The organism is Flavobacterium luteolum, from assembly GCF_027111275.1.
Taxonomy (GTDB): Bacteria; Bacteroidota; Bacteroidia; order Flavobacteriales; family Flavobacteriaceae; genus Flavobacterium; species Flavobacterium luteolum.
Genome location: NZ_CP114286.1, coordinates 1,534,408 through 1,559,467, shown reverse-complemented (window position 1 = coordinate 1,559,467; position 25,060 = coordinate 1,534,408). Strand labels below are relative to the sequence as shown.

22 protein-coding genes are annotated in these 25,060 nt (G+C 32.7%); 12 read left to right on the top strand and 10 right to left on the bottom strand.

Annotated features, from left to right (window positions below; all coding sequences use genetic code 11):
• Positions 1–12: 12 nt before the first annotated feature.
• The gene (locus OZP10_RS06675) at positions 13–1,809 is read right to left on the bottom strand and encodes a hypothetical protein (RefSeq protein ID WP_281633998.1); all 1,797 of its coding nucleotides are present in this window, start codon (positions 1,807–1,809) and stop codon (positions 13–15) included.
• A gap of 151 nt (positions 1,810–1,960) precedes the next feature.
• Positions 1,961–3,517, bottom strand: a complete 1,557-nt coding sequence (locus tag OZP10_RS06670) for a hypothetical protein (protein ID WP_281633997.1) — start codon at positions 3,515–3,517, stop codon at positions 1,961–1,963.
• A gap of 108 nt (positions 3,518–3,625) precedes the next feature.
• Between OZP10_RS06670 and OZP10_RS06665 the strand changes: the two genes are divergently transcribed.
• The gene (locus OZP10_RS06665; protein ID WP_281633996.1) at positions 3,626–6,016 is read left to right on the top strand and encodes a penicillin acylase family protein; all 2,391 of its coding nucleotides are present in this window, start codon (positions 3,626–3,628) and stop codon (positions 6,014–6,016) included.
• A gap of 106 nt (positions 6,017–6,122) precedes the next feature.
• Here the strand turns inward: OZP10_RS06665 and OZP10_RS06660 are convergent, their stop codons facing one another.
• The 5 genes from OZP10_RS06660 to OZP10_RS06640 form a co-directional block, all read right to left on the bottom strand.
• Positions 6,123–6,566: a hypothetical protein gene (locus tag OZP10_RS06660; RefSeq protein ID WP_281633995.1), complete on the bottom strand. Its 444-nt coding sequence runs from the start codon at positions 6,564–6,566 to the stop codon at positions 6,123–6,125.
• Positions 6,567–6,727: 161 nt separating this feature from the next.
• Positions 6,728–8,176: a serine hydrolase gene (locus tag OZP10_RS06655; protein WP_281633994.1), complete on the bottom strand. Its 1,449-nt coding sequence runs from the start codon at positions 8,174–8,176 to the stop codon at positions 6,728–6,730.
• A 317-nt stretch (positions 8,177–8,493) separates the two neighbouring features.
• The gene (locus OZP10_RS06650; protein WP_432419409.1) at positions 8,494–9,933 is read right to left on the bottom strand and encodes a serine hydrolase domain-containing protein; all 1,440 of its coding nucleotides are present in this window, start codon (positions 9,931–9,933) and stop codon (positions 8,494–8,496) included.
• A gap of 150 nt (positions 9,934–10,083) precedes the next feature.
• On the bottom strand, positions 10,084–10,872 hold the full coding sequence (locus OZP10_RS06645) for a helix-turn-helix domain-containing protein (RefSeq protein ID WP_281633992.1): 789 nt from the start codon (positions 10,870–10,872) through the stop codon (positions 10,084–10,086).
• Positions 10,873–10,937: 65 nt separating this feature from the next.
• Complete coding sequence (locus OZP10_RS06640) at positions 10,938–11,531, bottom strand: GNAT family N-acetyltransferase (RefSeq protein WP_281633991.1); 594 nt, start codon at positions 11,529–11,531, stop codon at positions 10,938–10,940.
• Positions 11,532–11,747: 216 nt separating this feature from the next.
• Between OZP10_RS06640 and OZP10_RS06635 the strand changes: the two genes are divergently transcribed.
• Entirely contained in the window at positions 11,748–13,091 is a 1,344-nt protein-coding gene (locus tag OZP10_RS06635; RefSeq protein ID WP_281633990.1) for an FAD-dependent oxidoreductase, read from the top strand.
• Positions 13,092–13,181: 90 nt separating this feature from the next.
• Here OZP10_RS06635 and OZP10_RS06630 read toward each other — a convergent pair whose 3' ends face one another.
• Positions 13,182–14,699 (bottom strand): helicase HerA-like domain-containing protein, encoded by a 1,518-nt coding sequence (locus OZP10_RS06630; RefSeq protein ID WP_281633989.1) that lies wholly within the window; start codon positions 14,697–14,699, stop codon positions 13,182–13,184.
• 381 nt (positions 14,700–15,080) lie between these two features.
• Between OZP10_RS06630 and OZP10_RS06625 the strand changes: the two genes are divergently transcribed.
• The 8 genes from OZP10_RS06625 to OZP10_RS06590 all read left to right on the top strand — a co-directional run bounded on the left by OZP10_RS06625 (position 15,081) and on the right by OZP10_RS06590 (position 21,555).
• Positions 15,081–15,905, top strand: coding sequence for a MotA/TolQ/ExbB proton channel family protein (locus OZP10_RS06625; RefSeq protein WP_177211948.1), 825 nt, complete (start codon positions 15,081–15,083; stop codon positions 15,903–15,905).
• A 44-nt stretch (positions 15,906–15,949) separates the two neighbouring features.
• Positions 15,950–16,561 carry an ExbD/TolR family protein gene (locus OZP10_RS06620; RefSeq protein ID WP_201999704.1) on the top strand — a complete coding sequence of 204 codons (612 nt, stop codon included), beginning with the start codon at positions 15,950–15,952 and terminating at the stop codon, positions 16,559–16,561.
• A 19-nt stretch (positions 16,562–16,580) separates the two neighbouring features.
• Entirely contained in the window at positions 16,581–17,141 is a 561-nt protein-coding gene (locus OZP10_RS06615; protein WP_281633988.1) for an ExbD/TolR family protein, read from the top strand.
• 39 nt (positions 17,142–17,180) lie between these two features.
• Positions 17,181–17,981, top strand: a complete 801-nt coding sequence (locus OZP10_RS06610; RefSeq protein WP_111376541.1) for an energy transducer TonB — start codon at positions 17,181–17,183, stop codon at positions 17,979–17,981.
• On the top strand, positions 17,981–18,211 hold the full coding sequence (locus OZP10_RS06605; protein ID WP_111365906.1) for a hypothetical protein: 231 nt from the start codon (positions 17,981–17,983) through the stop codon (positions 18,209–18,211). Before OZP10_RS06610 ends, OZP10_RS06605 begins: the two co-directional genes overlap by 1 nt.
• Before the next feature lie 2 nt (positions 18,212–18,213).
• Positions 18,214–19,137, top strand: a complete 924-nt coding sequence (locus OZP10_RS06600; protein WP_281633987.1) for a PstS family phosphate ABC transporter substrate-binding protein — start codon at positions 18,214–18,216, stop codon at positions 19,135–19,137.
• 16 nt (positions 19,138–19,153) lie between these two features.
• Positions 19,154–20,821 carry a tetratricopeptide repeat protein gene (locus OZP10_RS06595; protein ID WP_281633986.1) on the top strand — a complete coding sequence of 556 codons (1,668 nt, stop codon included), beginning with the start codon at positions 19,154–19,156 and terminating at the stop codon, positions 20,819–20,821.
• 101 nt (positions 20,822–20,922) lie between these two features.
• Positions 20,923–21,555: a 7-carboxy-7-deazaguanine synthase QueE gene (locus OZP10_RS06590; protein ID WP_198855500.1), complete on the top strand. Its 633-nt coding sequence runs from the start codon at positions 20,923–20,925 to the stop codon at positions 21,553–21,555.
• Positions 21,556–21,625: 70 nt separating this feature from the next.
• Here the strand turns inward: OZP10_RS06590 and OZP10_RS06585 are convergent, their stop codons facing one another.
• Complete coding sequence (locus OZP10_RS06585) at positions 21,626–22,171, bottom strand: YfiT family bacillithiol transferase (RefSeq protein WP_281633985.1); 546 nt, start codon at positions 22,169–22,171, stop codon at positions 21,626–21,628.
• 16 nt (positions 22,172–22,187) lie between these two features.
• The gene (locus OZP10_RS06580; RefSeq protein ID WP_281633984.1) at positions 22,188–22,895 is read right to left on the bottom strand and encodes a class I SAM-dependent methyltransferase; all 708 of its coding nucleotides are present in this window, start codon (positions 22,893–22,895) and stop codon (positions 22,188–22,190) included.
• Between the two features lie 71 nt (positions 22,896–22,966).
• Here OZP10_RS06580 and OZP10_RS06575 point away from each other — a divergent pair, with 71 nt between their 5' ends.
• Entirely contained in the window at positions 22,967–23,461 is a 495-nt protein-coding gene (locus OZP10_RS06575; RefSeq protein ID WP_281633983.1) for a YkgJ family cysteine cluster protein, read from the top strand.
• Positions 23,462–23,560: 99 nt separating this feature from the next.
• Positions 23,561–24,796, top strand: coding sequence for an ABC transporter permease (locus tag OZP10_RS06570; protein ID WP_281633982.1), 1,236 nt, complete (start codon positions 23,561–23,563; stop codon positions 24,794–24,796).
• Positions 24,797–25,060: the final 264 nt, after the last annotated feature.

The window sequence follows — 25,060 nt, the reverse complement described above, 5'->3', positions numbered from 1 at the left end:
GGGTTTTCAATTTTAAACCAACTCTGAAACGGGAATTTTAATACCAACTAATTCTGATTTACAAGAATCGAGTTGATCAAGATGACCCTTAAAGACTGACGTCGATTCAAATAAATTTTTATAATACTCAATTCCATCTAACAGATTAGATTTAAAAGTAGTCCATTTTTTAAGCTGAGCTGTTGTAAGTTCTCCAGAAATAGACTGAAGCTCATTTCTAAAATATTCAACATACATTTTAAGCTCTTTTATAAATAAGTTCGGGCGGTCTGTTCTAATAACCGATTTGCCTTGATAAATATGCTGGATCATTTCTTTTAAAGAAACTTCTTGATCAAAATAAGCTAAGTTCGGGCCTGGACAAATTACAACGCCTTGAGCCTGACCTTTTATTTTAATATCGTTTTCTAGATAAGAAGCATTGGCCAAACCAACACATAAACATGATTTTTCGGTGATTTTGATTTTACTCTTCTCAAATTCGTCATTAGATATCGAATCTTTTTTTGCTTCTAATTCTTCCAGTTTAATATCCTGATATTTTTTTGAAGCTGTGCAAATTCCGTGTGGATCATATTCTTTGCTTAAAGCTAGAAATTTCTTCGGACAAGAACTTCCTGCTTTATTTTCATGAATGCGTTTTTGCTTTAAAAATTCATTTGTAGTTCCTTTCAAAGTGTTAAAAGGAACTCCCAAAGGAGAAATATTGCTTAAGTAAAAATCATCTTCTTTGGCTTTCATCAACAAATTGCGAGTTTCTTTATCGACAGATGTTGCTTCGGGAACTAATAAGAATGGCGAACCCCAACCTACAGAATCAACTTTATATTCGTCCAATAAAAATTCATGTTCTGCAGCAGTTCCAACACCGCCTTGAACCGTAATTTTTAATTCTAAAGGATTTTCAGGAATAGGCTGATTTTTTGCCTGTAAAGCTTTAATCATTAATTCGTGGGCAGATTGTATCAATTGATCTTTTTTCTGCTTGAATTCCTCTAAAATGGTCCCTAATAAGAGCCCATCAGTTGCAAAGGCATGTCCGCCGCAGTTTAATCCAGATTCAATTCTGTATTCTGAAACCCAAAGTCCTTTTTTCGCCAAGAAATTTCCTTGAATCATTGCCGATCTAAAATCACTTACTTTTAAAATGATTTTCTTTTTTAGTTCGTTATTTTCATTCGGAAAAAAATCTTTGAAGTTTTCGAAATAACCAAACAACCTTGGATTCATTCCAGCAGAAAGAACTACAGAAGATTCCAAGTTACTTTTAGCAAAACCTCTTAAAGCTGCGTGTGCGTCATTAAACTCAACTGGAAGTTGTTCGTTTTTGACAAAATTATCTTTGTCTAATTTCGTCATGATATTCACATCGATTTCTCCTGGAAAAAGATGCGATTCAATGTAATTTTGAATGTTTTCTTTAAAAGCAATTCCGTCATCCAATAAAGCCTGAAATCCCTTTTTAATATCAGAAGTATTCGGCAGCATTGACATGAAATTTTCTAAAGCCGTTTTGCTTTCTGTCAATTCTGTTTTGAAGTTTTCGAATTTCTCTTTTACAATTTTATCGACTAAATTTAAATAAGAGGTAATTCTTTCAGCGCGGTAGTCGTGAAATTTTTGAGTGATTTCTTCGTAAGGAATGTTGAATTTTGTGCTGTAAAAATTACGCATCTTTTCAATCAGATCATCGTCTGCTAAAGCAACAACAGATGAAATTCCGTACTGCGCTACTCGAATCGGACTGTCTATGGTATAAGCAAGTCCCATTACTGGAATATGAAAAGTATGCAGATTATTTTTTGTCATTTGTATTCGGATTAAAATAGAGACAAATATTGAAAAAAGGAATTTTCTAAAACCTGATAATTGTCAGGTTTGTAAATTGTTGAGAAAGTTTTTCTGCCACGAATTCACAAATTGTTTTAAATTAAATTCGTGAATTCGTGGCAGAAAAAAACTAAATCAAAATCTTCTTCAAGGATTCTGCAATGCTTCTCCACAAAAGATTGTAGAACGATCTATCTTGAAGCCTTTCGACTTCGACTTCGGCGGTTTTGGGCTTTTCTTTCGAATCGTTTTTGACTAGTAAATTAGCAACTGCTGTTTTGAGTTTGGCTTCTTTTTCAGGATTTTTCTTTTGGTATAATTTGACTTTCAGATCTTCATAATCTAAAGAGGCATTTCCTTTCGATCCATTATCATTTCCATAAAAATTAAAACGGTATTTATTGAAAGTTCCGGTAAAAGTACTGTTGATGTAGGGTTTAGTGAATCTAGTCATAGCTCCAACATCAAAATTTGAAATCACGCCCTGAATATGAAATCCGTCGCTTTTGTCCAGAACATTAAAACGCCAATCGACATCAAGCGGAGAATTTTTCATAAAAATACATTTGACTTTGATTTTTACATCGTCCGTTTTTTTCAGACCAAAACCACTTCTTAAATTAGTTGCTTGCAGATTGAATTTATCGAAAGTTAAAACTCCGGGACCTTTGGCAAAATCAAGTTCTTCTTCATAAACCAATTTCGATTTTAAAACTTGTAATGTGTCAACTTGAAGCGGAAATTTCAGATTTCGCAATAAATGATTATAAAGATATTTTTTGCTTGGATCGTCTTTCAGCATTTTTCCGCGGTAAATATTAGCATCAAAATGGTGGATAATCAGCGAATTTGCTTTGAAATAAAACTGATTATTTCTGAAACCCCAGTCCATTTTTGCGACTTGAGCCGAATCAAATTTTAAATTGTAAATGTCCTTTTCTTTTTCAAGACGCTTTAAAAATTCTCTACGCTCAAATTGAGGCAGATTAGAGAAATTATTAATCTTTAAAAAATTCTTTTCGGTGCTTATTTTTCCAATATTGATGTAATAAAAACCATTTGGTCTGTAAAATAAACTGTCGCAAACGAGAGCATATTTTTTATATTGAATCGGAATTTTTTCTTTTAAAGTTGCATCGGTAATTAAAATTCCTTCCAGTTTTAAAAGTATTTTTTTTATGCTAAAAATAGGTTTATCTGTATCTAAAGAGACCACATCAACCGATCCGTCGTTGAGGTAAATATTGGAAACTGCAATAATTTTTCGAAACGGATCAATAATTTCTTTTTCAATGCTTTTGCTATTATTGATGAGTTTTTCGCCTTTTTTGTATAAAATGATTCGCGGTTTATTGATAATGATACTTTCTGCCTGAATAATATCTCGAAACGCCAAATCCCAAATATTAAAATGTTTGATCGTAATGGATTCAATTTTAGAAAAAAGTCCATTTTTGCTGTCTTTCGGTGCATTTTTAGGACTAACCAATAAAGTCTGTGCGTTGATATTTCTAGAAAAAAGAGAGACTTCAATTTTTTCGTAATTGATATTATATGCGGTTTTATTTTTTTCGTGAATGATGATGGGAAGCTGTTTTTTAATCCAATAATTCAACCCAATATTGGCAATAATTACAAGTGCAAGAAGAGAAATTACAACAATCGCTATTTTTTTATATACTGACATTTATAGGATTAATTTTAAATACATAAATTTAGACTTTTAAAGACTGTTGTCTCTTATAAGATTTTTAAGAAAAGTTACATTATTACGAATTTCATCCTTTTTTAAAATATGAGAATAATTAAAAAAATCCTGTTGACATTATTGGTTCTTATTGTAATTCTTGCGATTGGTTTATGCGCTTACATTTTTCATCTAAAACCGAAATATGAAGGTTCTATACAATTGAATAATCTCGAGAAAGAAACCACAGTTTATTTTGATGATTTTGGAGTGCCTCATATTTATGCCGATTCTGAAAAAGATGCTATGACTGCACTTGGTTATGTACATGCGCAGGAAAGATTATGGCAAATGGAATTGTTACGTCGAATTGCTCCAGGACGTTTATCTGAACTTTTTGGCGGTGTAGCGCTTAAAAATGATAAGTTTTTTGCTGGAATCGGAATCGAAGAAGCTTCGGCAAAAGCCATTGCAAAATTGGATAAAAACAGCGAAAGTTATAAACTGACACATGCCTATTTGGATGGAATTAATCAATATTTAGAAGAAGGGGTGACGCCGATAGAATTTACACTGGTTGGTGTAAAAAAACAAAAATTTACCATAAAAGACGTTTATAATATTTTTGGATATATGTCTTTTAGTTTTGCCATGGCGCAGAAAACAGATCCGTTATTGACCGATATTAAAAATAAATACGGTGCCACTTATCTTAAAGATTTAGGTATTGAAGGCGAATTTAATAATACAAAAATTAGAATTTCTAAAGAGAAAACAGAAGAGTATACCGAGATTTCAAAATCTATAACTGCTATGTTGGATCAATCTCCAATTCCTCCATTTGTTGGAAGCAATAGCTGGGTTGTTGGGCCACATAAATCAAAAACAGGAAAAGTTATTTTTGCTAATGATCCGCATATTGGATTTTCGCAGCCTGCAACTTGGTATGAAGCGCATATTGTAACACCAAAGCATGAATTGTACGGATGTTATTTGGCTGGAACTCCGTTTCCGCTTTTGGCACACAACAGGGATTATGCTTATGGTTTAACGATGTTTGAAAATGATGATATCGATTTTTACCAAGAAAAAAATAAAGCAGATGATGCTTCTCAGTATCAAACACCAACAGGTTTCAGTAAATACAAAATCAGAAGAAAAACGATTAAAGTAAAAGATTCATCAGATGTTGTTTTGGAGGTAAAGATTACTCGTCACGGACCAGTTATGAATGATTTTATAGATCTTTTAGGAAAGAAGAATCCTATTGCTATGTCTTGGACGTACACGAGAGAGCCAATTCAGATTTTAGACGCGGCCTACGGACTTTCACATGCTAAAAACACAACCGAGTTTAAAAAGGCAGTTTCTTTAATTGCAGCGCCAGGATTAAATGTTATGTATGGCGATGCTAAAGGAAATGTTGCTTGGTGGGCGAGCGGGAAATTGTACCGACATAATGAAGGTGTTAATACGCATTTGATTTTGGACGGTTCAAGTGGAAAAGATGATATTACGAAGTTTTTAGATTTTGAAGAAAACCCATCAGCAGAAAATCCAGAATGGGGATATGTTTATTCGGCAAATAATCAGCCGGAAGCTATAGATAACGGTTATTTATATCCAGGATATTATTTGCCTGAAGATCGCGCTAAAAGAATTTCTGGAATTTTAAATGCAAAATCAGATTGGGACAAAGAAGGCATTAGTAAAATGATTTATGATAATACTTCTGATGTTGCTGTTGAAACGACTAAAAACTTAATTGCAAGTTTAGATAATAAACCGCTTTCTAACAAAGAAAAGGAAGTTATAAATGCTTTAAAATCTTGGAAAGGAACCACAAATATTGAAGATGTCGCGACAACGATTTACAATAAATGGATTTATTTGTATTTGAAAAATACATTTGAAGACGAAATGGGAAAAGATAATTTCAATTTATTTTTGGGAATTTCTCTTGGAAAACAAGTAATCGCCAATCAGATAAAAAATGAAAATTCGGTTTGGTGGGATAACATCAAAACAAAAAATATAAAAGAAACCAGAACAGACGTTGTTTCAAAATCTTTTCATGATGCTGTTGTTGCTCTGCAGAATCAGCTAGGTGAAAATATTTCAGAATGGAATTGGGGAAAAGTGCATACCGTAGAACACGAACATCCATTAGGAAAAGTCAAAGCGCTTCGCGGATTGTTTAATGTTGGGCCATTTAATTCTCCAGGTTCAAATGAAGTCATCAATAATTTATTCTTCGGATTTAACGATGAAGGTAAATATTATACCAAAGGCGGACCTTCAACAAGAAGAATTGTCGATTTTTCAGATGTAGAAAACAGCTGGAGTATTTTGCCAACTGGCCAATCTGGAAATCCGTTTAGCAAACATTACGACGATCAAGCCGAAATGTACAACGCAGGAAAGTTCAGAAAAATGAAATTAAACAAAGACGAAATCATAAAAACATCAACCAAACTGATTTTAAAACCTAAGAAGTAGATTTTTTGTTTGAGGTTTCATGTTTGAGGTTTGAAGTTACAGCCTTTGTCAAAGTTTAAAACTTTGACAAAGGTTAAGAACCTCAGAACCTCAGAACCTCAGAACCTTACTTAGAAATATATTTCCCAAGAACAATATCATTCGCAAAAATGTTCAGATTATTAATCAGAACCCTATTGTTGGTCATGACATTTTGTGTTTGATAGGCAGGATCTTTTTCGTAGGCTTTTAATAAAGTTTCCAATTCAACTTCGTCAAACACTACAAAACTGTTGTAGATCGCATCTCTAAAGTTTTTGTAGTTAATGCTTTGGGTAACTTCCATTGCCTTTTGGTCATTCCAGCCTTCTTTTGCCGAAGCTTCATTTATTTTTGAGAGACAGAAATCAATTACGTAGTTTTTGTAATGAGTAGCTTCAACAATTTTATCGATTATAATTTTATGCTGCTGGCTAGGCATTAATGGCTGATTGCTTTGTGATAAAGATTTAGAAGAAATAAAAAGACATAGCAAGACAGTTAGAAAACGATTGTTTTTCAAATTTTTCATAGGTTATTCAATTATTTTGGGTGAGGCTAAAATAGTATTTTTAAAAAATAATTGACCGAATTTGAATGTCCCAAGTTGTAACAAAAACTCCGATAAAATAACTGTTAGAGCTATTTTATCGGAGTCGTTTTTTTAAGAAATTAATTTACAATTATTTGCCTTTATTTTTTAGAAAGCTCTTCTAGAACTTTTTTTCCACCTTCATTTGTAGGATCCAATTCAACAGATTTTTTATAGTTGACCATTGCTAGTTTTTTGTCTCCGTCAGCCAAATATGCTTCACCTAAACTATCATAAGCATTTCCAGATTTTGGGAAAGTCTCAACATTAATTTTGAAAACTTCAATGGCTTCTTTCTTTTTTCCAGTTTGCAATAATTGATATCCAACTCTGTTCATGTCGCCTTCTTTAATGGCATAAGTTGGATCATTTTTTAGTTTTTTATAAGTATCTGTTCCTGCAATAACTCCTTTTTCATTATAAACATCTAATAAATCAAGAGCCAGAGATTTTTTGGGCTGATTAAAAGGCTGATTGTATAAAATATTGCGAATTGCCGTGTTCATTTCTCCTAAAACAGTTCCGCCGGTGTTGTTCAATAAAACGATAAGAATTTTATCTTTTGGAATGCGAGAGATAACAGTATTAAATCCGTTGATACCGCCACCATGTTCAATAACAGTTAATTTGCTGTCTCCGTTTGGAACCTCATAAGTTGACCATCCGTATCCGTAAAAACCATTCCACGCTTTAATATAAGGTTTGAATAAAGATTCCATCGATTTTTCAGAAAGCAGTTTATTGGTATAAAGTGCCTGATCCCATAAATACAAATCCTCTACAGTAGAGTATAAAGATCCTGCAGCATAAGGAATGCTCATGTCAATATAAGAGGCATTAACAATTTTTTTGCCTTCTTTTTCATAACCAGCAGCTCTGTTTTTTATAATCACATCACTATGATCGTAACCCGAATTTACCATTTTTAAAGGCGTGAAAATAGTTTCTTGCAAATTCTGCTCATACGTTTTTCCTGTAATTTTTTCGATAATATAACCCAATAAAAAATATCCCGAATTGCTGTAATTGAATTTTTCGCCTGGAGTAAATTCTAGCGATAGACTAGAAAATGTTTTTACAAAGGCTTCAGGCGTATATGGATTTTTTGCTTTGTCTCTTAGAAAGTTTGGTGCGCTAGTGTAATTAGGAATACCTGAAGTATGTGTCAGTAAATGATGAATAGTGATTTTGCCACCGTTTTCTTTTGGATAATCTGGAAGATAAGTTGTAATAGGAACATCTAGTTTTATTTTTCCTTCTTCTGCCAGTTTTACAATTAAAAGTGCAGTAAATTGTTTACTGATAGATCCCAGTCTAAATTTAGTATCACTTTGATTCGGAATATTCCATTCCATATTGGCAGAACCAAAACCTTTTTTGAAAATTACTTTTCCGTTTTCTGCTACCAAGGCAGAACCGTTAAATTGTCCGTATTCGTTATACTTGTTTAAAAGCTGTTCGATTTGCTGCGCTTTATCTTGAGCAAAAATGCTCAGTGCTGAAAGCTGAAAAGCAACAAAAAGTGCAATAAGTTTGATTGATTTTTTCATAAGGGATTGATTATGGTTTAAGATTAATGAAATTCGTTTTTGATTGATGATTGAAACTTCTTAAATGAAATAAAAAGATGTCCTAAAATGTTAGACGACTGATTTGCGATTTGGTTTCAAGATTAACCCAAATTTTTTATTTTTTTTCAGAATATAAAAAAGTAAGAGCACAGACCAGTTACTTTAAAAGTAGATCTATGCTCATAACTAACAAATATTTTTAAACACAATTAATCAGTCAAAACTTTACTTATATATAATAAAAAAAGGATAAATAACTTTAGCATGTTTTGTATTGATATTCAATTTTATGTGAATTATTTTGTTTCGATCTCAACTATTTTCTGACCATTTTCTCCTAAGTAATGCACCACGATATTTTCGTAAACTTTATAACCGTCATCAACATTGGTAAAAATGACTAAACCTTGTTTGGTTTTTGGAAGCAAAACAAAAATGGTTTGGACACCTTGATCTGCACCGCCATGAGACAAAGCATAATTTCCATTTCCTAAATCGTAAATTTCGAAACCTAGACCAAAATATTTATTCTTCTTGGTCTGAACTTGATGCGAAATCATGTCTTCAGAAACTTTTTTGCTTAATCCTTCGTTGTTCATGATGCTCGATAAAAATTTGCCATAATCTTCAATCGTGGTCAATAAATCGTCTGCTGCATTTGCAGATTTATTTTTTGTTGGTTCATAAGCATTGCCGTTTTTGTCATAATTGACGGCGTATCTCGAAAGGTCTATTTTATCATTCCAAATTAATTGGGAATCGGTCATTTTTAAAGGTTCAAAAACTAATTCTGAAGCCAATTGATCCAATGTTTTATGAAATTTTTTCTCCAGCGCCTTTCGCAGATATTCAAAACCTTCTCCAGAATACTGGTATTGTGTTCCAGGTTTGAATTTGAAATCTAATTTTTTAGATTCATTAAAAGATCTCCAATTTGGAAAACCCGTTTGATGACTCAAAACAATTCTCGTGGTCAGTAATTTTAAATTAGGATCTTTTGCAATATCAGGATCAATCCAGTATTTATAAAGTGGTTCGTCTAAATCCCATTTTCCAGCACTTACTAATTTCAGAACAGTAATAGCAGTCACGGGTTTTGTCAACGAAGCGACATTCCAAATGGTATTGTAAGGTGCTGAAACGCCTTTTTTAAGTTCGCCAAAAACTTTAATCTGTTTTAGTTTTCCATCTGTAATAATTCCAATTCCTAAAGCAGGAACATTATTTTCTTTTAGCCATTTTTCCGTTACTTGATCATTGTCAAAAAGATCAGGTAAGCCTACCGTAGAACTAGTAATCTGATGATTGTAGCTTAGCGATCTTGCCAATTTCCACTCTTTATTTTTTAAGAGCCAAAGATGCGTGAATTTGGCAAAGCTTCCTGCTTGTTCAGGATTGCCAGCAGAAGTTTCATAAAAGCGATGCGTTCCCATTTGAATCGCGCCATATAAAATGTCATTTTTAAATAATGGATAAATTTCGGTACTCCCAGGAATTAGTTCCCTGCGGTAATTGTATTTTCTAGTTGGAGAACAAATGCCACTTTTGAAAGTCTTAAGAAATCTCGCTTTATCCGAAACACTGTCTTTGTCATGGTAAAACTCGAAATCTTCAGTATATAAATTTTCGAATTGTTTTATATCGCAAGTATTAAAACCAATATCAAATAAAAGACTGTCTTTTGACATAATGGTTTTATACAAAGCAGAGGTTTTTTCTTCTTGAGAAAAAATCATTTGTATTTGAAAGAGTAAAATTCCAGCTAAAATAGTTTTTAATTGAAACAAAAGGGGATTGATGATTTTCATTTTGATGATTGATTGATGATTATTGATTCTGCAAGAATACTTCAATCAAAAGTACCAAAATTGTATAAAAGCGAAATTTTATCTTTTTTGCGAAAGAAAATACAAATCAGGATTGAACATTTTAGGAGTTGTTTTAGTCACATCTTTAAACTTTCTGATAAAATGCGATTGATCGAAGTATTTATTATAAAGTGCAATTTCGGTTAAACTCATTTTCTCTAAATCGGCATTCAGCATTTGATCGACTGATTTTCTGAATTTTAAAATCTGAATGTATTTTTTAATCGTAAGTCCAGTCGCCGTTTTAAATTTTATTTGAAGTAATCGCTGCGAAGAATTCAACAATTTTCCGATTTCTGAGATCGAAATTTCATCTTCGCGAAGTCGTATAATTTCACAGATTTTTTCAATTACATTTTGATTTGAATCTGCTAATGCTTCAAAATAAGCATTAATTGTTTGTAATAGTACTTCAATATCAGATTGAATCTCCACTTTAAAAGGCAATTCACCTGAATTAATTTTAATAATCGAATCTGTAAAATTGCTCAAATCGTATTTAGGAAACAGAGAAAGCGTCCAAGTATGAAGCTGGATTATAGTAACTTTTGTTTTTGGATGTATGTTTACCAAAACTTTGTTTGTCATTTGCGAGCAAAAGTAAACGCCTTCGTTCATTTCATATTTTGCCTTACTTGTATGAACATCAATAGAATTTCCAGTTATAAAAGCAAGATTGAAACATCCGTTTGGAAGAACGAGTTTGTTTTCAATCAAGCTTTCGCCAATGCTATTATCTAGACACCAAACTTTATTGACAAATCTTTCCGTTTTTTGAGTTACGTAATGTTCTGAGTATAACTGCATTTTAGTCTGCGATGAGAATTCATGATTTAATCGAGGACTAAAATACAGTTTTTATAGATTAAAGCTTAAGCAAATTCGCCAAAATACTGTCCTTTTACATCCTGCCATTCCTCCGAAATAATACTAAAATAAACATCAGTTTTACTTTTTCCTTCAGAATCGACATAATTGTTTCTGAAAACACCTTCTTTTACAGCGCCCAGCTTTTCAATTGCTTTTTGTGATTTTATATTTTCAAGATCTGCACTAAATTGTATTCTTCTAAATTGAATTTGTTCGAAACCAAAATTCAGCAATTCAAATTTGCATGCTTGGTTTAATCCCGTTCCTTGAAACTCTTTTCCGTACCAAGTCCATCCAATTTCGCATTTCTGACTCGCATAATTTAAATAGCCATACCGTGTGCTTCCCGCAACTGTGTTTGTAGCTTTGTCTATAATAAGGAAGGGATAACAAATTCCTGCCGCTTTCTGTTGTAAAGTATTCTGGATATAGTTTTCAAAATCCTGATCATTTCGAACATACATTCCCATGTATTTCCAGATTTCATCATCAAAAATGATTTCTTTAAGTTCTATATTTCTTTTGCTTTCAAATGGAATTAAAAGTACTTTCTCGTTTTCTAAAATAATCTCCGATTGTAAAATTTCAATATTCATGATTTCTGTTTTACTAATTGAATAAATGTAATAACGAAATTAAATGTTTAATTTATGTAAATAAATTTAATAAAATAACAATTTGTTATATTTGTAAAACATCAAAAAACAGGATAATCTTTGTGAATCACTATTTACGAACAATTTGTTCATTTATTTTACAGCTCATGTATTATTATTAGTTATTTTTACGACCCAATATTAGATTTTCCCTCGATGCAAACATCATTAAAAATTGCTGTAGTTGGTTCTGGACTTGTAGGGTCGCTTCTGGCAATTTATCTTAAAAAAGCTGGACACAGCGTTCACGTTTATGATCGCAGTCCAGATATCCGAAAAATAAATTTTTCTGGTCGTTCTATTAATTTAGCAATGTCCAACCGTGGCTGGAAAGCTTTAGATGCAGTTGGTGTTGGTGATTCGGTTAGAGAAATTGCAATTCCGATGGACAAACGTGCCATTCACTTGGTAGACAAATTAAATTTTCAGAATTACGGTCAGGAAGGCGAATCTATATATTCTATTTCAAGAGGAAAATTAAATAGAAAAATGATCGATCTAGCGGAAGAAGCTGGAGCTGAATTTCATTTCGAACAGAAAGTTTGGGACGTCACTTTAAACGATGCGACACTTCATATTGGTGAAAGCGAAAGGGGTGAGTGGGAAGAAAGAAAATTTGATATGGTTTTTGGTGCCGATGGAGCTTTTTCTAGAATTCGTCACAGAATGCAGCGCCAGAGCATGTTCAATTATTCGCAGGAATTTTTGAATATGGGATATAAAGAACTAAATATTCCGGCAAATCCAGACGGAACACATAAATTAGATAAAAACTCATTTCATATTTGGCCAAGAGGCGAGTACATGTTAATTGCACTTCCAAATCTTGACGGAAGTTTTACTTGTACTTTGTTTATGCCTTTTGAAGGAGAAAACTCTTTTGAGTCATTAACAGACCGCAAAATGGTCGAAGATTTCTTCGAGAAAAATTTCCCAGACTCGATTGAAGTAATTCCAGAACTGGCAAATGATTTCTTTAAAAATCCTACCAGTACTTTAGTTACCATGAAATGTTTTCCGTGGACTTACGAAAATAAAATTGCCTTGATTGGAGATGCCTGTCACGCGATTGTTCCATTTTACGGACAAGGAATGAATGCTGGTTTTGAAGATATCACTGTTTTGAGTGAAATGATTGAAAAGTACCAAGACGATTGGAAAAAAATATTTGCAGAATATCAGATCTCTAGAAAACCAAATGCTGATGCCATTGCAGAGCTTTCGTATCGAAATTTCTTAGAAATGAGCACTAAAACAGCAGATGAAAAATTCTTGTTGCAAAAGAAAATAGAAAAAGTTTTTTCAGACAAACATCCAGATAAATGGATTCCGCTTTACAGCCGTGTTACCTTTAGTGATCGTCCGTACGCCGAAGCTTTAGCAATCGGAGATTATCAAAACGGAATTATGGAAGAAGTGCTTCGAATGGAAAATATCGAAAACATCTGGGATAGTCCAGAAGTAGAAAACAAGATTCTGGAGTTATTAGAAAATAGATAAAATTTTTAAACCATATAAGTTATTTAAGTCAGTATAAATGCGTTTCGCATAAATTAAATGAACTTATATAACTTATATGGTTTAGTTTTTTTATTTCTTAAATATTTTAGTCAAAACACCAAAAACACCTCTTATAAAAGTAGCGCTTGTTACGACTTTCAAAACAGATTTTGTAACAACTTCTGTTGTACTCGGTTCTGCTTTTGATGATTTAGCAGGAGCTTGTTCTTCTTGCTGGGCTGCAACTTCTGCAGCGTCTGTTAGTTTTTTGTTTAAAATTTCAAAAGCACTTTCGCGGTCAATCTCTTCAGCATATTTCTTAACAAGTTTCGATTTGCCATTTATTTCGTCAATTTCAGATTGAGACAAAACGTCCATTCGGCTCATTGGTGCACGCATCATAGTGGCCACAAGAGGAGTTGGAATACCTTTTTCGTTAAGTGCTGTGACCAAAGCCTCTCCAATTCCTAAACTCGTCAGTAATTCATCAGTCTTATAATAAGGAGAAGTAGGGTAGTTGTCTGCTGTTTTTTTAATAGCCTGGCGATCATTTGCTGTAAAAGCTCTAAGCGCGTGCTGAATCTTTAAACCCAACTGAGCCAAAACACCACTCGGAACATCCATTGGGTTTTGTGTTACAAAATAAATCCCAACACCTTTAGAACGAATTAATTTTACAATTGTTTCGATTTGCTCTAATAATGCTTTGCTAGCTTCATTAAAAATTAAATGCGCTTCGTCAATAAAGATGACCAATTCAGGTTGGTCTGCATCTCCTTTTTCTGGCATCTTCTGGTAAATTTCAGCCAAAAGACTTAGCATAAAAGTCGAGAATAATTTAGGTTTATCCTGAATATCCGTCAAGCGGATGATATTAACGTAACCTTTTCCGTTTTCGTCAATTCGCATTAAATCATCCGTTTCAAAAGACAATTCACCAAAAAACAAATCACCGCCTTGCTGTTCCAGTTCTATAATCTTTCTAAGGATAGTTCCAGTTGTGGCAGTCGAGATTTTGCCATAACTAGCAGCAATTTCATCTTTGCCTTCTTCTGTAATATAATTGATTACTTTCTTAATGTCTTTTAAATCTAATAAAGGCATTTTGTTATCGTCGCAGTATTTGAAGATAACAGCCACAACGCCAGCCTGGGTATCATTCAAATCTAAAATTCTTGAAAACAAAACAGGTCCAAACTCAGAAACAGTAGCACGCAGACGAACTCCGTTTTGTTTTGATAAAGACATCAACTCGACAGGAAATGCGGCTACATTATAAGGTATGTTTATTTTAGCATGACGTTCTGTGATAAAACCTTCCTCTTTACCTTCTTTAGCTATACCGCTAAAATCACCTTTAATATCCATCATTAATACAGGAATTCCTGCATTAGAAAGTTGCTCAGAAAAAACCTGAATTGTTTTGGTTTTTCCTGTTCCTGTTGCGCCGGCAATTAGTCCGTGTCGGTTTAAAGTTTTTAGAGGAATTTTGACATGTGCTTCTGCAATTGGCTCACCGTCAAGCATTGCTCCTCCAAGTATAATGCTATCTCCCTTCGAAGAATACCCTGTAGTTATATCTGCAATAAAATTCTCTTTTTTATTCATGTTTTTATTTGTAATTTAGATTGTTATATGAGTATTGCTTTGTTTTTGGGTACTTTTTATGTGGTTTTTTTTAGTAAGAAAAAGCTTTTTTTGATTGAAAATTTAATAAAAAAAAAATTCGCAGCTTTTTAAGAAGATATCAAAGGAATCTTTGAATATTTACTAAAACGTTGTAATTTTTCTAATTATCGTCCTTTTTTTTGTTTTATCTAAAAAATGATACCGGCAATTTAATGAGATATTTTTTAATTTGAAGTTAAATTTCGGTCAATTAAATTAAAAAAAGTTTTTTTATTTAAACTAAACGTATAAATTTGCTCCTCTACAAGTTAAATATAACTAAAAAATAAAAATTATTTAAAACTATTAAAATTAAAAAAAATGGCAAACGTTAAAGTTAAAAAAGAAAGCACTTCAAATGGCGGAGGAATGATCACAGGAATCATTATTGTAGCGTGTATCTTAGTAGGGGTGTTTATTTGGAAAGTAATCATGGGAGATGCTGCGAACTTCGAAGGAGGTAATCCAGAAACAGGACATCCAATCAATACATTAGGACAAGTATATAAAGGAGGTTTCATCGTACCAGTATTATTAGGTATGTTTTTAATGGTTGTTGTTTTTTCTATTGAAAGATTTATTGTTATCGGTAAAGCTGCAGGAAAAACTAACCTTGACAAATTCATGAAAAGCGTTCAAGGTAGTATTAAAGAAGGAAACATCGAGGCTGCTATCGCTTCATGTGACAAACAACAAGGTTCAGTTGCAAACGCAATTAAATCTGCTTTGGTAAAATACCAAGATGTTAAAAAAGAAGGATTCAACAGCGAAGAAGCTTCAGAAGTAATCCACAAAGAAATTGAAGAGGCAACTTCATTAGAAATGCCAATGTTAGAGAAAAACATGACTATCATCTCTACTTTAGTATCTTTAGGTACATTAGGAGGATTATTAGGAACTGTATCTGGTATGATTAAAGCGTTTGGTGCGTTAGCTTCTGCTGGTACTCCTGACCAAGCTGCTCTTGCAACAGGTATCTCTGAGGCACTTATCAACACTGCTACAGGTATCTCTACTTCTATCTTGGCAATTGTTTCTTACAACTTCTTTACTGCTAAAATTGACGATTTAACTTACTCTATCGATGAGGCTGGTACTACTATCGTTAATACTTACAGAAAATTCAGAGGAAGTTTAAGACAATAATTAATTTTTGATTTTTAATAATCAAAAAAATAAAATAAAAGATAATGGCTAAAATAAAAATGAAAAAAAAGTCTACATCGACAGATATGACTGCGATGTGTGATGTAGCGTTCCTTTTGCTAACGTTCTTTATTTTGACCGCTACTGCTAAAGTGCCTGAGGCATTGCCTGTAGATATGCCTGCTTCTGTTGCAATAAGTAAACTGCCAGATACTGATTTGGCTATTATTACAGTAGGAAAAGGGAAGGTATTTTTTGACATCAAAGGAAGAGAAGTTCGTAAAAGAACTCTTGAAGGAATGGGTGCAAAATATGGTATTGAATTTTCAGAAGAAGATAAAACCAAATTTGCTCTTATGGATGATTTTGGTGTGCCAATTACAGGTCTAAAGCAAATCATTGATATGAAAGCGGCAGACAGAACTAAAGCAAACCAACCTGGAATTCCTTTGGATTCATTAGATAATCAATTAAAAGAATGGCTTCTAATTTCTAGAAGAGCTACAATTGATTTGGATGACAAAGAATTGCAGATTGCGATTAAAGGAGATGCTAAAGAAGAATATCCAAAAATTAGAAAAATTATGGATATTTTGCAAGATCAGAAAATCAATTCCTTTAACTTAGTTACAGGTAAGAGAGGAAGAGACTTTTAATTAAAAAATATACACTAAGATGGCTGAATTAAATACCGGCGACGGCGGTGGTGGTAAAGGTGGTAAAGTAAGAAGTAAAAAGCAAAATTCGAAAGTCGATTTAACAGCGATGGTGGATTTGGCATTCTTATTGATTACATTCTTTATGTTAACTACTTCGTTGTCAAAACCTCAATCGATGGATTTGTCATTGCCAAATAAAGATGATGATCCAAATAAGAAAAGTGAGGATACCAAAGTAGACGAGAATCGTACTATGACAGTAATGTTAGGTGGCGATAATAAAATGGTTTACTATATGGGGTTATTGGCAACACCAAAAGTGGGACCAAAAGATATTGCATATGGTAAAGATGGTATTCGTAGAGAATTACTAAAACAAAAGAAAAATGTTTTGGCTTATTCTGCAGCTTTAGGGAAACCTAAAAACGGAATCATTGTGATCATTAAACCAACTAAAAAATCAAATTACCGTAATTTGGTTGATATCTTGGACGAAATGGCTATCACTGGAGTTGATACGTATGCGATTGTTCCTGAGTTTACACCAGAAGAAACAAAAGTGATAGATAAAAAATAAGAGTAATCTTAAATTTTATCGACTTAAAAATCAAGAAGTATGAAATTAGATATTATAAAAAATCAGTGGCTTGATATCGTATTCGAAGGACGTAATAAGATATATGGAGCATACGAGCTGAGAAAATCAAACGGAAAAACAACTGTGAAAGCACTTGTTATTGGTTCTCTTATCTTTAGTGCTGCTATTGCTGCTCCTCTTATTGCGAGTTTGTTGCCAGACTCATCAGAAGAAGAAGAGGTTAAAGAGGTTAAGATGGCTGCGGTAAAATTACCTCCGAAAAAAGAGGAAGTTAAGCCTAATATGCCACCGCCACCACCACCACCACCAAAAGTGGATCAGGTTAAATTCGTTAAACCTGTGGTTGCAAAAGCGGAAGAAGTAACTGAAGACCCACCAAAAATTGTTGATTTAAAAGACAAAAAAGTTGGTGCTGAGACTATCAAAGGAGATCCAGACGCAGTTTTAACTGTTGATGAGCCAGTTGGAAAAGGACCAGTAGCAGAGGTGGTACAAGAAGATAACACTGTATATAATACAGCTGGTATCGAAGTAAAACCAGACTTCCCAGGAGGTATTGATAAATTCTACAAATTCGTAGGAAACAATTACAAAACTCCAGAAGAAGAAGGTTTAAAAGGTAAAGTTTACGTTACGTTTGTAGTTGAAAAAGACGGGTCATTAACAGATATTAAAGTTTTAAGAGATATCGGTTATGGTACAGGAGCAGAAGCAATTCGAGTTCTTAAAAAATGTCCAAAATGGACTCCCGGCGAGCAAAATGGTAAAAAAGTTAGGGTATTGTACTCTCTTCCTATTACTATTCAATCTGCAGAATAATGTTAAAAGATATGCTTAATAATATTCAGAAGAAATCGCTCAAAGAGCGATTTCTTCTTGTTTTAGGAATACTGTTTTTTTTAATATATCTTGTGCTCGGTTTAATGATTATGTTTTGGGAGAAACTTCCGCTAAACATGGAATGGAAATATAGATATGCTTTTGGAGGTTTACTAATTGTATATTCGGGAATAAGATTTTTAAGATTAATTAATTCAAAGGAAGAATAATTATGTTGAAATATAGTAAGGCTCTAGGTTTGGTCGTTTTTGTCTTTTTGTTTGTCATGTGCAACCAAAAAAGCAATAATGAAACTAATAAAGAAACCATTTTAAAAGGATCACTTGATATTACGGTTGATGAAACAGTAAAGCAAATTGTAGACGATCAGGTAGCTGTTTTTGAGGGTACTTACTATGATGCAAAAATTACGGTAAAACCAAAATCAGAAGCTGAAGTAATTAATGATTTATTAAATCAAAAAGCTAAAGTTGTAATTACAACTCGAGATTTAACTAAAGAAGAAAAAGCACGTTTCGATAAAAGCAAAATTAATCCTAGGGTAACTCCTTTTGCGCACGATGCAATTGCTTTTATTTCAAACAAAAGCAATAATGATACTCTAATTGCGTTGAAAAGTGTAATCGATTTTATGCAAGGAAAACCAGATGGTAAAATAAAGGGGCTTGTTTTCGATAATCCTAATTCGAGTACCGTTCGTTACATGAAAGATTTAGCAAAGATTGGTGAAATACCTAAGTCGGGAGTTTTCTCTTTTAAAACGAATAATGAAGTAATCAAATTTGTTTCAGAAAATGAAGGAATGATTGGTGTGATTGGTGTTAATTGGTTTTACCAACCAACACCTGATATGGCTGAAACTATTAATAAGATTAATGTCCTTTATGTTAAAGGTTTGGATAGTAATGAATATTACAGTCCTACTCAAAATGACTTAGAAATTGGAAAATATCCTTTGGCACGTGATTTGTTTATTATCAATTGTCAAGGTTATTCTGGGCTAGGAATGGGGTTTGCTTCATTTATAGCGGGAGATATTGGACAGCGTATCGTTTTAAAATCTGGATTGCTACCGTATAAAACTCCAGGACGAAAACTTAAAATTAGAAGTGAAATTATAAAAGATAAAGAATAAATTAATTACGATAAAGATGAATAAATTTAAAATTTTTAGTCTTGCATTAGTTGTCTCAGCCACTGCAGCAAAAGCGCAAGATATCAACCAAGCAAAGAAGGCAATAGATGCTGAACAATTTGATAAAGCAAAATCACTTCTTAAATCAATTATTAAAGCAAAACCGTCAGATGGTGAAGCAAATTTTGTGCTAGGGAATGTTTATTTAAACCAATCTGTTGTTGATTCTGCTAAAATCTATTACAATAATGGATTACAAGCATCAGATAAGAAAAACTTAAACTATATTGGTTTAGGGCAATTAGATCTTGATGCAAAAAACACAGCAGCGGCTCAAGCTAATTTTACTTTGGCTACTAAAGACATGAAGAAAAAAGATGTAAATGAATTTATTTACATCGCTAGAGCTTACATGAATTCTGAAAATCCTGATTATAAAAGTGCTACAGATATTTTGAAACGTGCTTTATTGGTTGATCCACAAAATGCACAAGCACTTTTAGCAATTGGAGATGCTTATTATGGAGCAAACAATCAAAATGATGCTTACAAAGCATACCGCGACGCTTTTACAGCTGATAATACTTTGTTGAGAGCGAAAATGCAATTAGGAGTTTTGTTGAAAGGAGCTAAATCTTACGATGAAGCAATTAAATCTTTCAATGAAGTTATCGCTTTAGATGCTAATTACGGACCAGTTTACAGAGAGTTAGCTGAAACGTATTACAAATGGGCAAGAAACAAACCTTCTACGGCTAAAGTTAATTTGCAAAACGCAATTACAAACTACGAGAAATATTTAAGTTTGACAGATTACTCTCTTGATTCTAAAATGCGTCATGCTGATTTCTTGATCTTAGTTAAAGATTACAAGCAATTGGAAACAGTTGCTAACAAAATGATTGCTCAGGATAAAGTAAATCCTAGAATTTACAGATATTTAGGATATGCAGCTTATGAGAACGGAAATGTTGATGTAGCGATTAAATCTCTTCAAGATTATATCAATACACCATCTAACAAGGTAATTGGTAGAGATTACTACTATTTAGGACTTTCTAAAATTAAAAAAGGAACTGGAGCAGATGGTACAGTAGATCAAGCTTCTTTTGATTCGGGTTTGGCTGATATTAAAAAAGCTATTGAATTAGAGCCTTTAGTAGTTGAGGAATTTGCTGACTTTGGAAAAGAATTGTTTAGTAAAAAACAATATGGACAAGCAGCTTCTATTTTCGAACTTGGTGCAAGTAATCCAGAGTCTAAAAACTATTTGGATGACAGTGTTTATTATGGTATCTCTTTATATTATGGTAATGCTAGCAAACCAAAAGAAAGCCGTGATGCTGTTGCTCTAGGGAAAGCTGATGCTGTTTTTGATAAAATTTTGGCTACAGCTCCTAGTTATGATGAAGCATATTTATACAAAGCAAGAATTAATTCTTTATTAGATAAAGATGATTTAATCATTAAAAACTATGAAGAATATGTTTCTAAAATTTCAGCAAAGGGTGCAGAAGAAGTTGCTAAACCAGCTGTAGCTAAGAAATTTGTAGAAGCTTACAATGGTATTGGTGCTGCTTATGCTAATACAGATAAAGCTAAAGCTATTGAGTATTTCAATAAAACTTTAGTTTTAGATCCAGCAAATTCATATGCTACACAATCTATAAAAGCTTTAAAATAATTAAAGTTTTTAAAAAAGAATAGAAAACCGATAGTTCAAAAAACTATCGGTTTTTTTGTTATGTATTTTATTGACTATCTTTGCACTCTTAAAATATTAAAATGTTACCAAAAGAAATACAATTAGAAGTAAATAAAGGAGCTATGCTTCCTTTGATGGAAGAATTCTACACCATTCAAGGAGAAGGTTCGCATACAGGACGAGCTGCTTATTTTATTAGGATTGGAGGATGTGATGTAGGTTGTCATTGGTGTGATGTGAAAGAGAGCTGGAATGCTGAGCTTCATCCGCCGACAAGCGTGGATTTAATTGTTGAAAATGCTGCAAAGTACGCTGATACAGTTGTTGTAACTGGTGGAGAGCCTTTGTCTTGGGATATGACGCTTTTGACAAAACGTTTGAAAGAGAAAAATTTAAAAGTACATATTGAAACTTCTGGCGCTTTTCCATTATCTGGAACGTGGGATTGGATTTGTCTATCGCCAAAAAAGAATAAACTCCCAACACAAACAGTATATGACAACGCGCACGAATTAAAAGTGATCATCTATAACAAGCATGATTTTATTTTTGCTGAAGAACAGGCAGAATTAGTAAACGATAATGCAATTTTATTCCTTCAGCCAGAATGGAGTAAAAAAGAAGAAATGACTCCGCTTATTGTTGATTATGTTATGAATAATCCAAAATGGAGAGTTTCATTACAAACGCATAAATATCTTAATATTCCATAAAAACAAAAAATCTCTTCAAGCGAAGAGATTTTTTGTTTTGGATATAATTTCTATAATAATAAGCATTAGATTACTTCCAGTTTTTATGCTTTTTCAAAGTAATAATGTGTGCCAAATGATGGTTTCCATGCCAAGCATACATTCCGATAATTTTTTTGAGTTTGTTTTCCGAATTATCTGAAGGATGTATAAAAGTCTTTTCTAAATCAGATTCAGATAAATTTCTCATAATGTACCCCAATCGAAAATGAAGTCCCTTTAATAAATCTAGGGTCGGCTGAATGGGCATTGTTAAATTGTCATTTAATTCAGACCAAAGAACTTCGTCATAAGCTTTAATAACGGGATTGCTTTCTGTTAGAGCCCATTTAATTCGAATGTAACAATTCATGTGACTTTCGGCGCAATGATGAATGACTTGTCTAACGGTCCAACCATCAGGACGATATGGTGTGTCTAATTGTTCGTCAGTTAAGTGAATAGTTTCTTTTGCTAATCTTTCAGGAAGAGTTTCAATTTCTTTAATTTTCTCAGAAAGATATTCTGCTGAAATTTTTTCTGGATTGATAAACTTTCCAATAGGATACTTTAATTTTTCTAAATCTAGTTCGTTCATTGTTTTTTAGTTTGTTTTAAATGGAAAGTCTAGCTAAATAGTCATAATGTTCGCCTTCAAGAATAAGTTCGCAATTTAGACCATTGGCAATTGCCGCATTTTGAAGCGTATTATAATCCAAATATAACCAATCAAAAGATTCTTCTTTTTCTCCTTTATAGCTAATATTAAAAACAAGTTCACCATAATAGTCATTTTCAGACGGAATCCATTTGCCACCGTCTTCATCTTCATCAAACATATAAATGATATCAGAGCTATCAATTAAAATTTGCCCTCCTGGATTTAGAAGCGATTTTAATTTAGTTAAGTAAGAATTGCAGTTTTTTAATTTACCAAAAATACCTGTTCCGTTCATTAAAAGTAGGATTGTGTCAAATTTTGCCCCTTCAAAATCTAATATATTTTCAACTTTAGCGTTTTTAATTCCTCTAAGAAGACAGGTTTCAATTGCTTTTTCTGAAATATCAATAGCGCTTACTTCTAGATTGCGTTCGTTTTGAAGGGATAAAGCGTGGCTTCCTGCTCCACAACCAACGTCTAATATTTTTCCTTTAGCCAATTGAAGTGCTTTCTGTTCAATTTTTGGCATTTCATTATAAGTTCGGAAAAGATATTCAACGCTCATTTCATCTTCTTCAGAAATTGAAGTTTCAGTAATGATGTCTTTAGGTGAATTTTTGGTGTAAAAATCAAATATTGCTTTTCCAAAAAGATCTTTCATGTTTTAGTTTAAAGTTTAAGGTTTCAAGTTCAAAGTTGCTTAATTTTGCACATCAACTTTAAATTTTAAACTTGAAACAGATTTTAAATAACTTAAGTAAGTTAGCCAAAGATAAGCATAACGAAAATAAAAAGTATTTCGATAAGCTTAAAAAGAAACAGCCTAAAAATTTAGATTACATTATGCAAGATTTGCACGATGCAGAATTTAAAAGAACGGATTGTTTGAAGTGTGCTAATTGCTGTAAAACAACAGGGCCATTATTTACTTTGGCGGACATCGAACGAATTTCAAAACATTTTAGGCAAAAGCCACAGCAATTCATAGATCAGTATTTAAGAATTGATGAAGATAAAGATTATGTTTTGAAAAGTGTTCCTTGTACGTTTTTGGATAATGAAAACTATTGTATGATTTACGATGTTCGTCCAAAAGCCTGTCGAGAGTTTCCTCATACAGATCGAAACAAATTTTACCAGATTTCGAACTTAACTTTAAAGAATGTCGAAATTTGTCCAGCAGCATATAATATAGTAGAAGAAATGAAAAAGAAATTGCCACTATAAATGAAAATTGGCAATTGTTTGCAAGAATATCTCAATTTCTCTTTTTAAAATGTATTTTTGAGAAAGGAATAATTAAACAACCCAAAGAAGACTTATAATTTGAATTTAGAATATTTTATAGCCAAAAGACTTATCACTGCAAAAGATTATAAGAGCAGTATTTCGGCACCCATTATAAAAATTGCTATTTCTGCAATTGCAATCGGAATAATTATGATGATTGTTTCTGTAGCAACTGGAATAGGTTTGCAGAAAAAAATCCGTGACAAAGTTTCGGCTTTCAACGGTCAGATTATAATTTCGAATTATGACAATAACAATTCGGAAGTTACGACAGTCCCAATTTCGAAAAAACAAGATTTCTATCCTAAGTTTAAATCCGTTCCAGAAGTAAGCCATATTCAAGCAGTGGCAAGTAAAGCGGGAATTATAAGAACAGAAAATGCGTTTGAAGGAATTATATTTAAAGGAGTAGGATCCGATTACGATTGGAATAATATTAAAGAATATATTGTAGAAGGTAAACTTCCTGATTTCACAAAAACACTAAACGAAGATGTTATTATTTCAAGGTTTCTTGCGGATCGTTTGAACTTAAAAATTGGAGATCAATTCAACACCTTTTTTATAAAAGAGGAACAAGGAAAACTTCCAAACAGCCGACGATTTAAAATTGCTGGAATATTTAATTCCGGTTTTCAAGATTTTGATGCTACATATATTATTGGCGATATTCGACACATCCAAAGAATCAATAAATGGAACGAAGATCAAGTTGGCGCATTTGAGATATTTGTCAATGACTTTGGCGAAATTAAAGCAGTTGGGAATAAAGTGTACGAAGCAACTTCGTCTAACCTGGATACGAAAACAATTATAGAGAAATACAGTTATATTTTTGACTGGCTTCAGTTGTTTGATTTTAATATCATAATCATTTTAGGAGTTATGATAATGGTTGCTACTATTAATATGATAGTAGCGCTCTTAGTTCTTATTTTAGAAAGAACCCAAATGATTGGAATTCTAAAATCAATGGGAGCAAATAACTGGTCGGTTCGTAAGATATTTTTATATAATGCCTTCTACTTAATTCTTCGAGGACTTTTCTGGGGGAATTTGATCGGGATTTCAATTCTGTTAATTCAGCAGCAGTTTGGAGTAATTCAGCTAAACCCTGAAAACTATTATGTAAACCAAGCTCCAGTATATCTAAATTGGATTTATATACTGCTGTTAAACTTGCTAACTATTGGAGTTTGTTTTTTAGTATTGTTAATCCCATCTTATATAATAACCAAAATATCTCCAGTAAAAGCAATTCGCTTTGACTAAGTAAAAAGTAAAATCCTAATATTTAACCCGACAGTTTTTGAGAAGCAGTCGGGTTTGTTTTTTTATGCATATATATAAGTGTGATTTGAATATTATGATTTTTCAGGAGCTTAATCCCGCTATCCGTTGCAATCTTTTGTGCCGAACCCCGGCACAAAAGGATTTTCAATCCTATCGGGGCTAATTAAACCTGTTTTCATAAAGAGGCTTTCGGAGAAAGAGGAGTTTTAAAGATTGAAAAATCATATAAAAACAGAGCTGAAG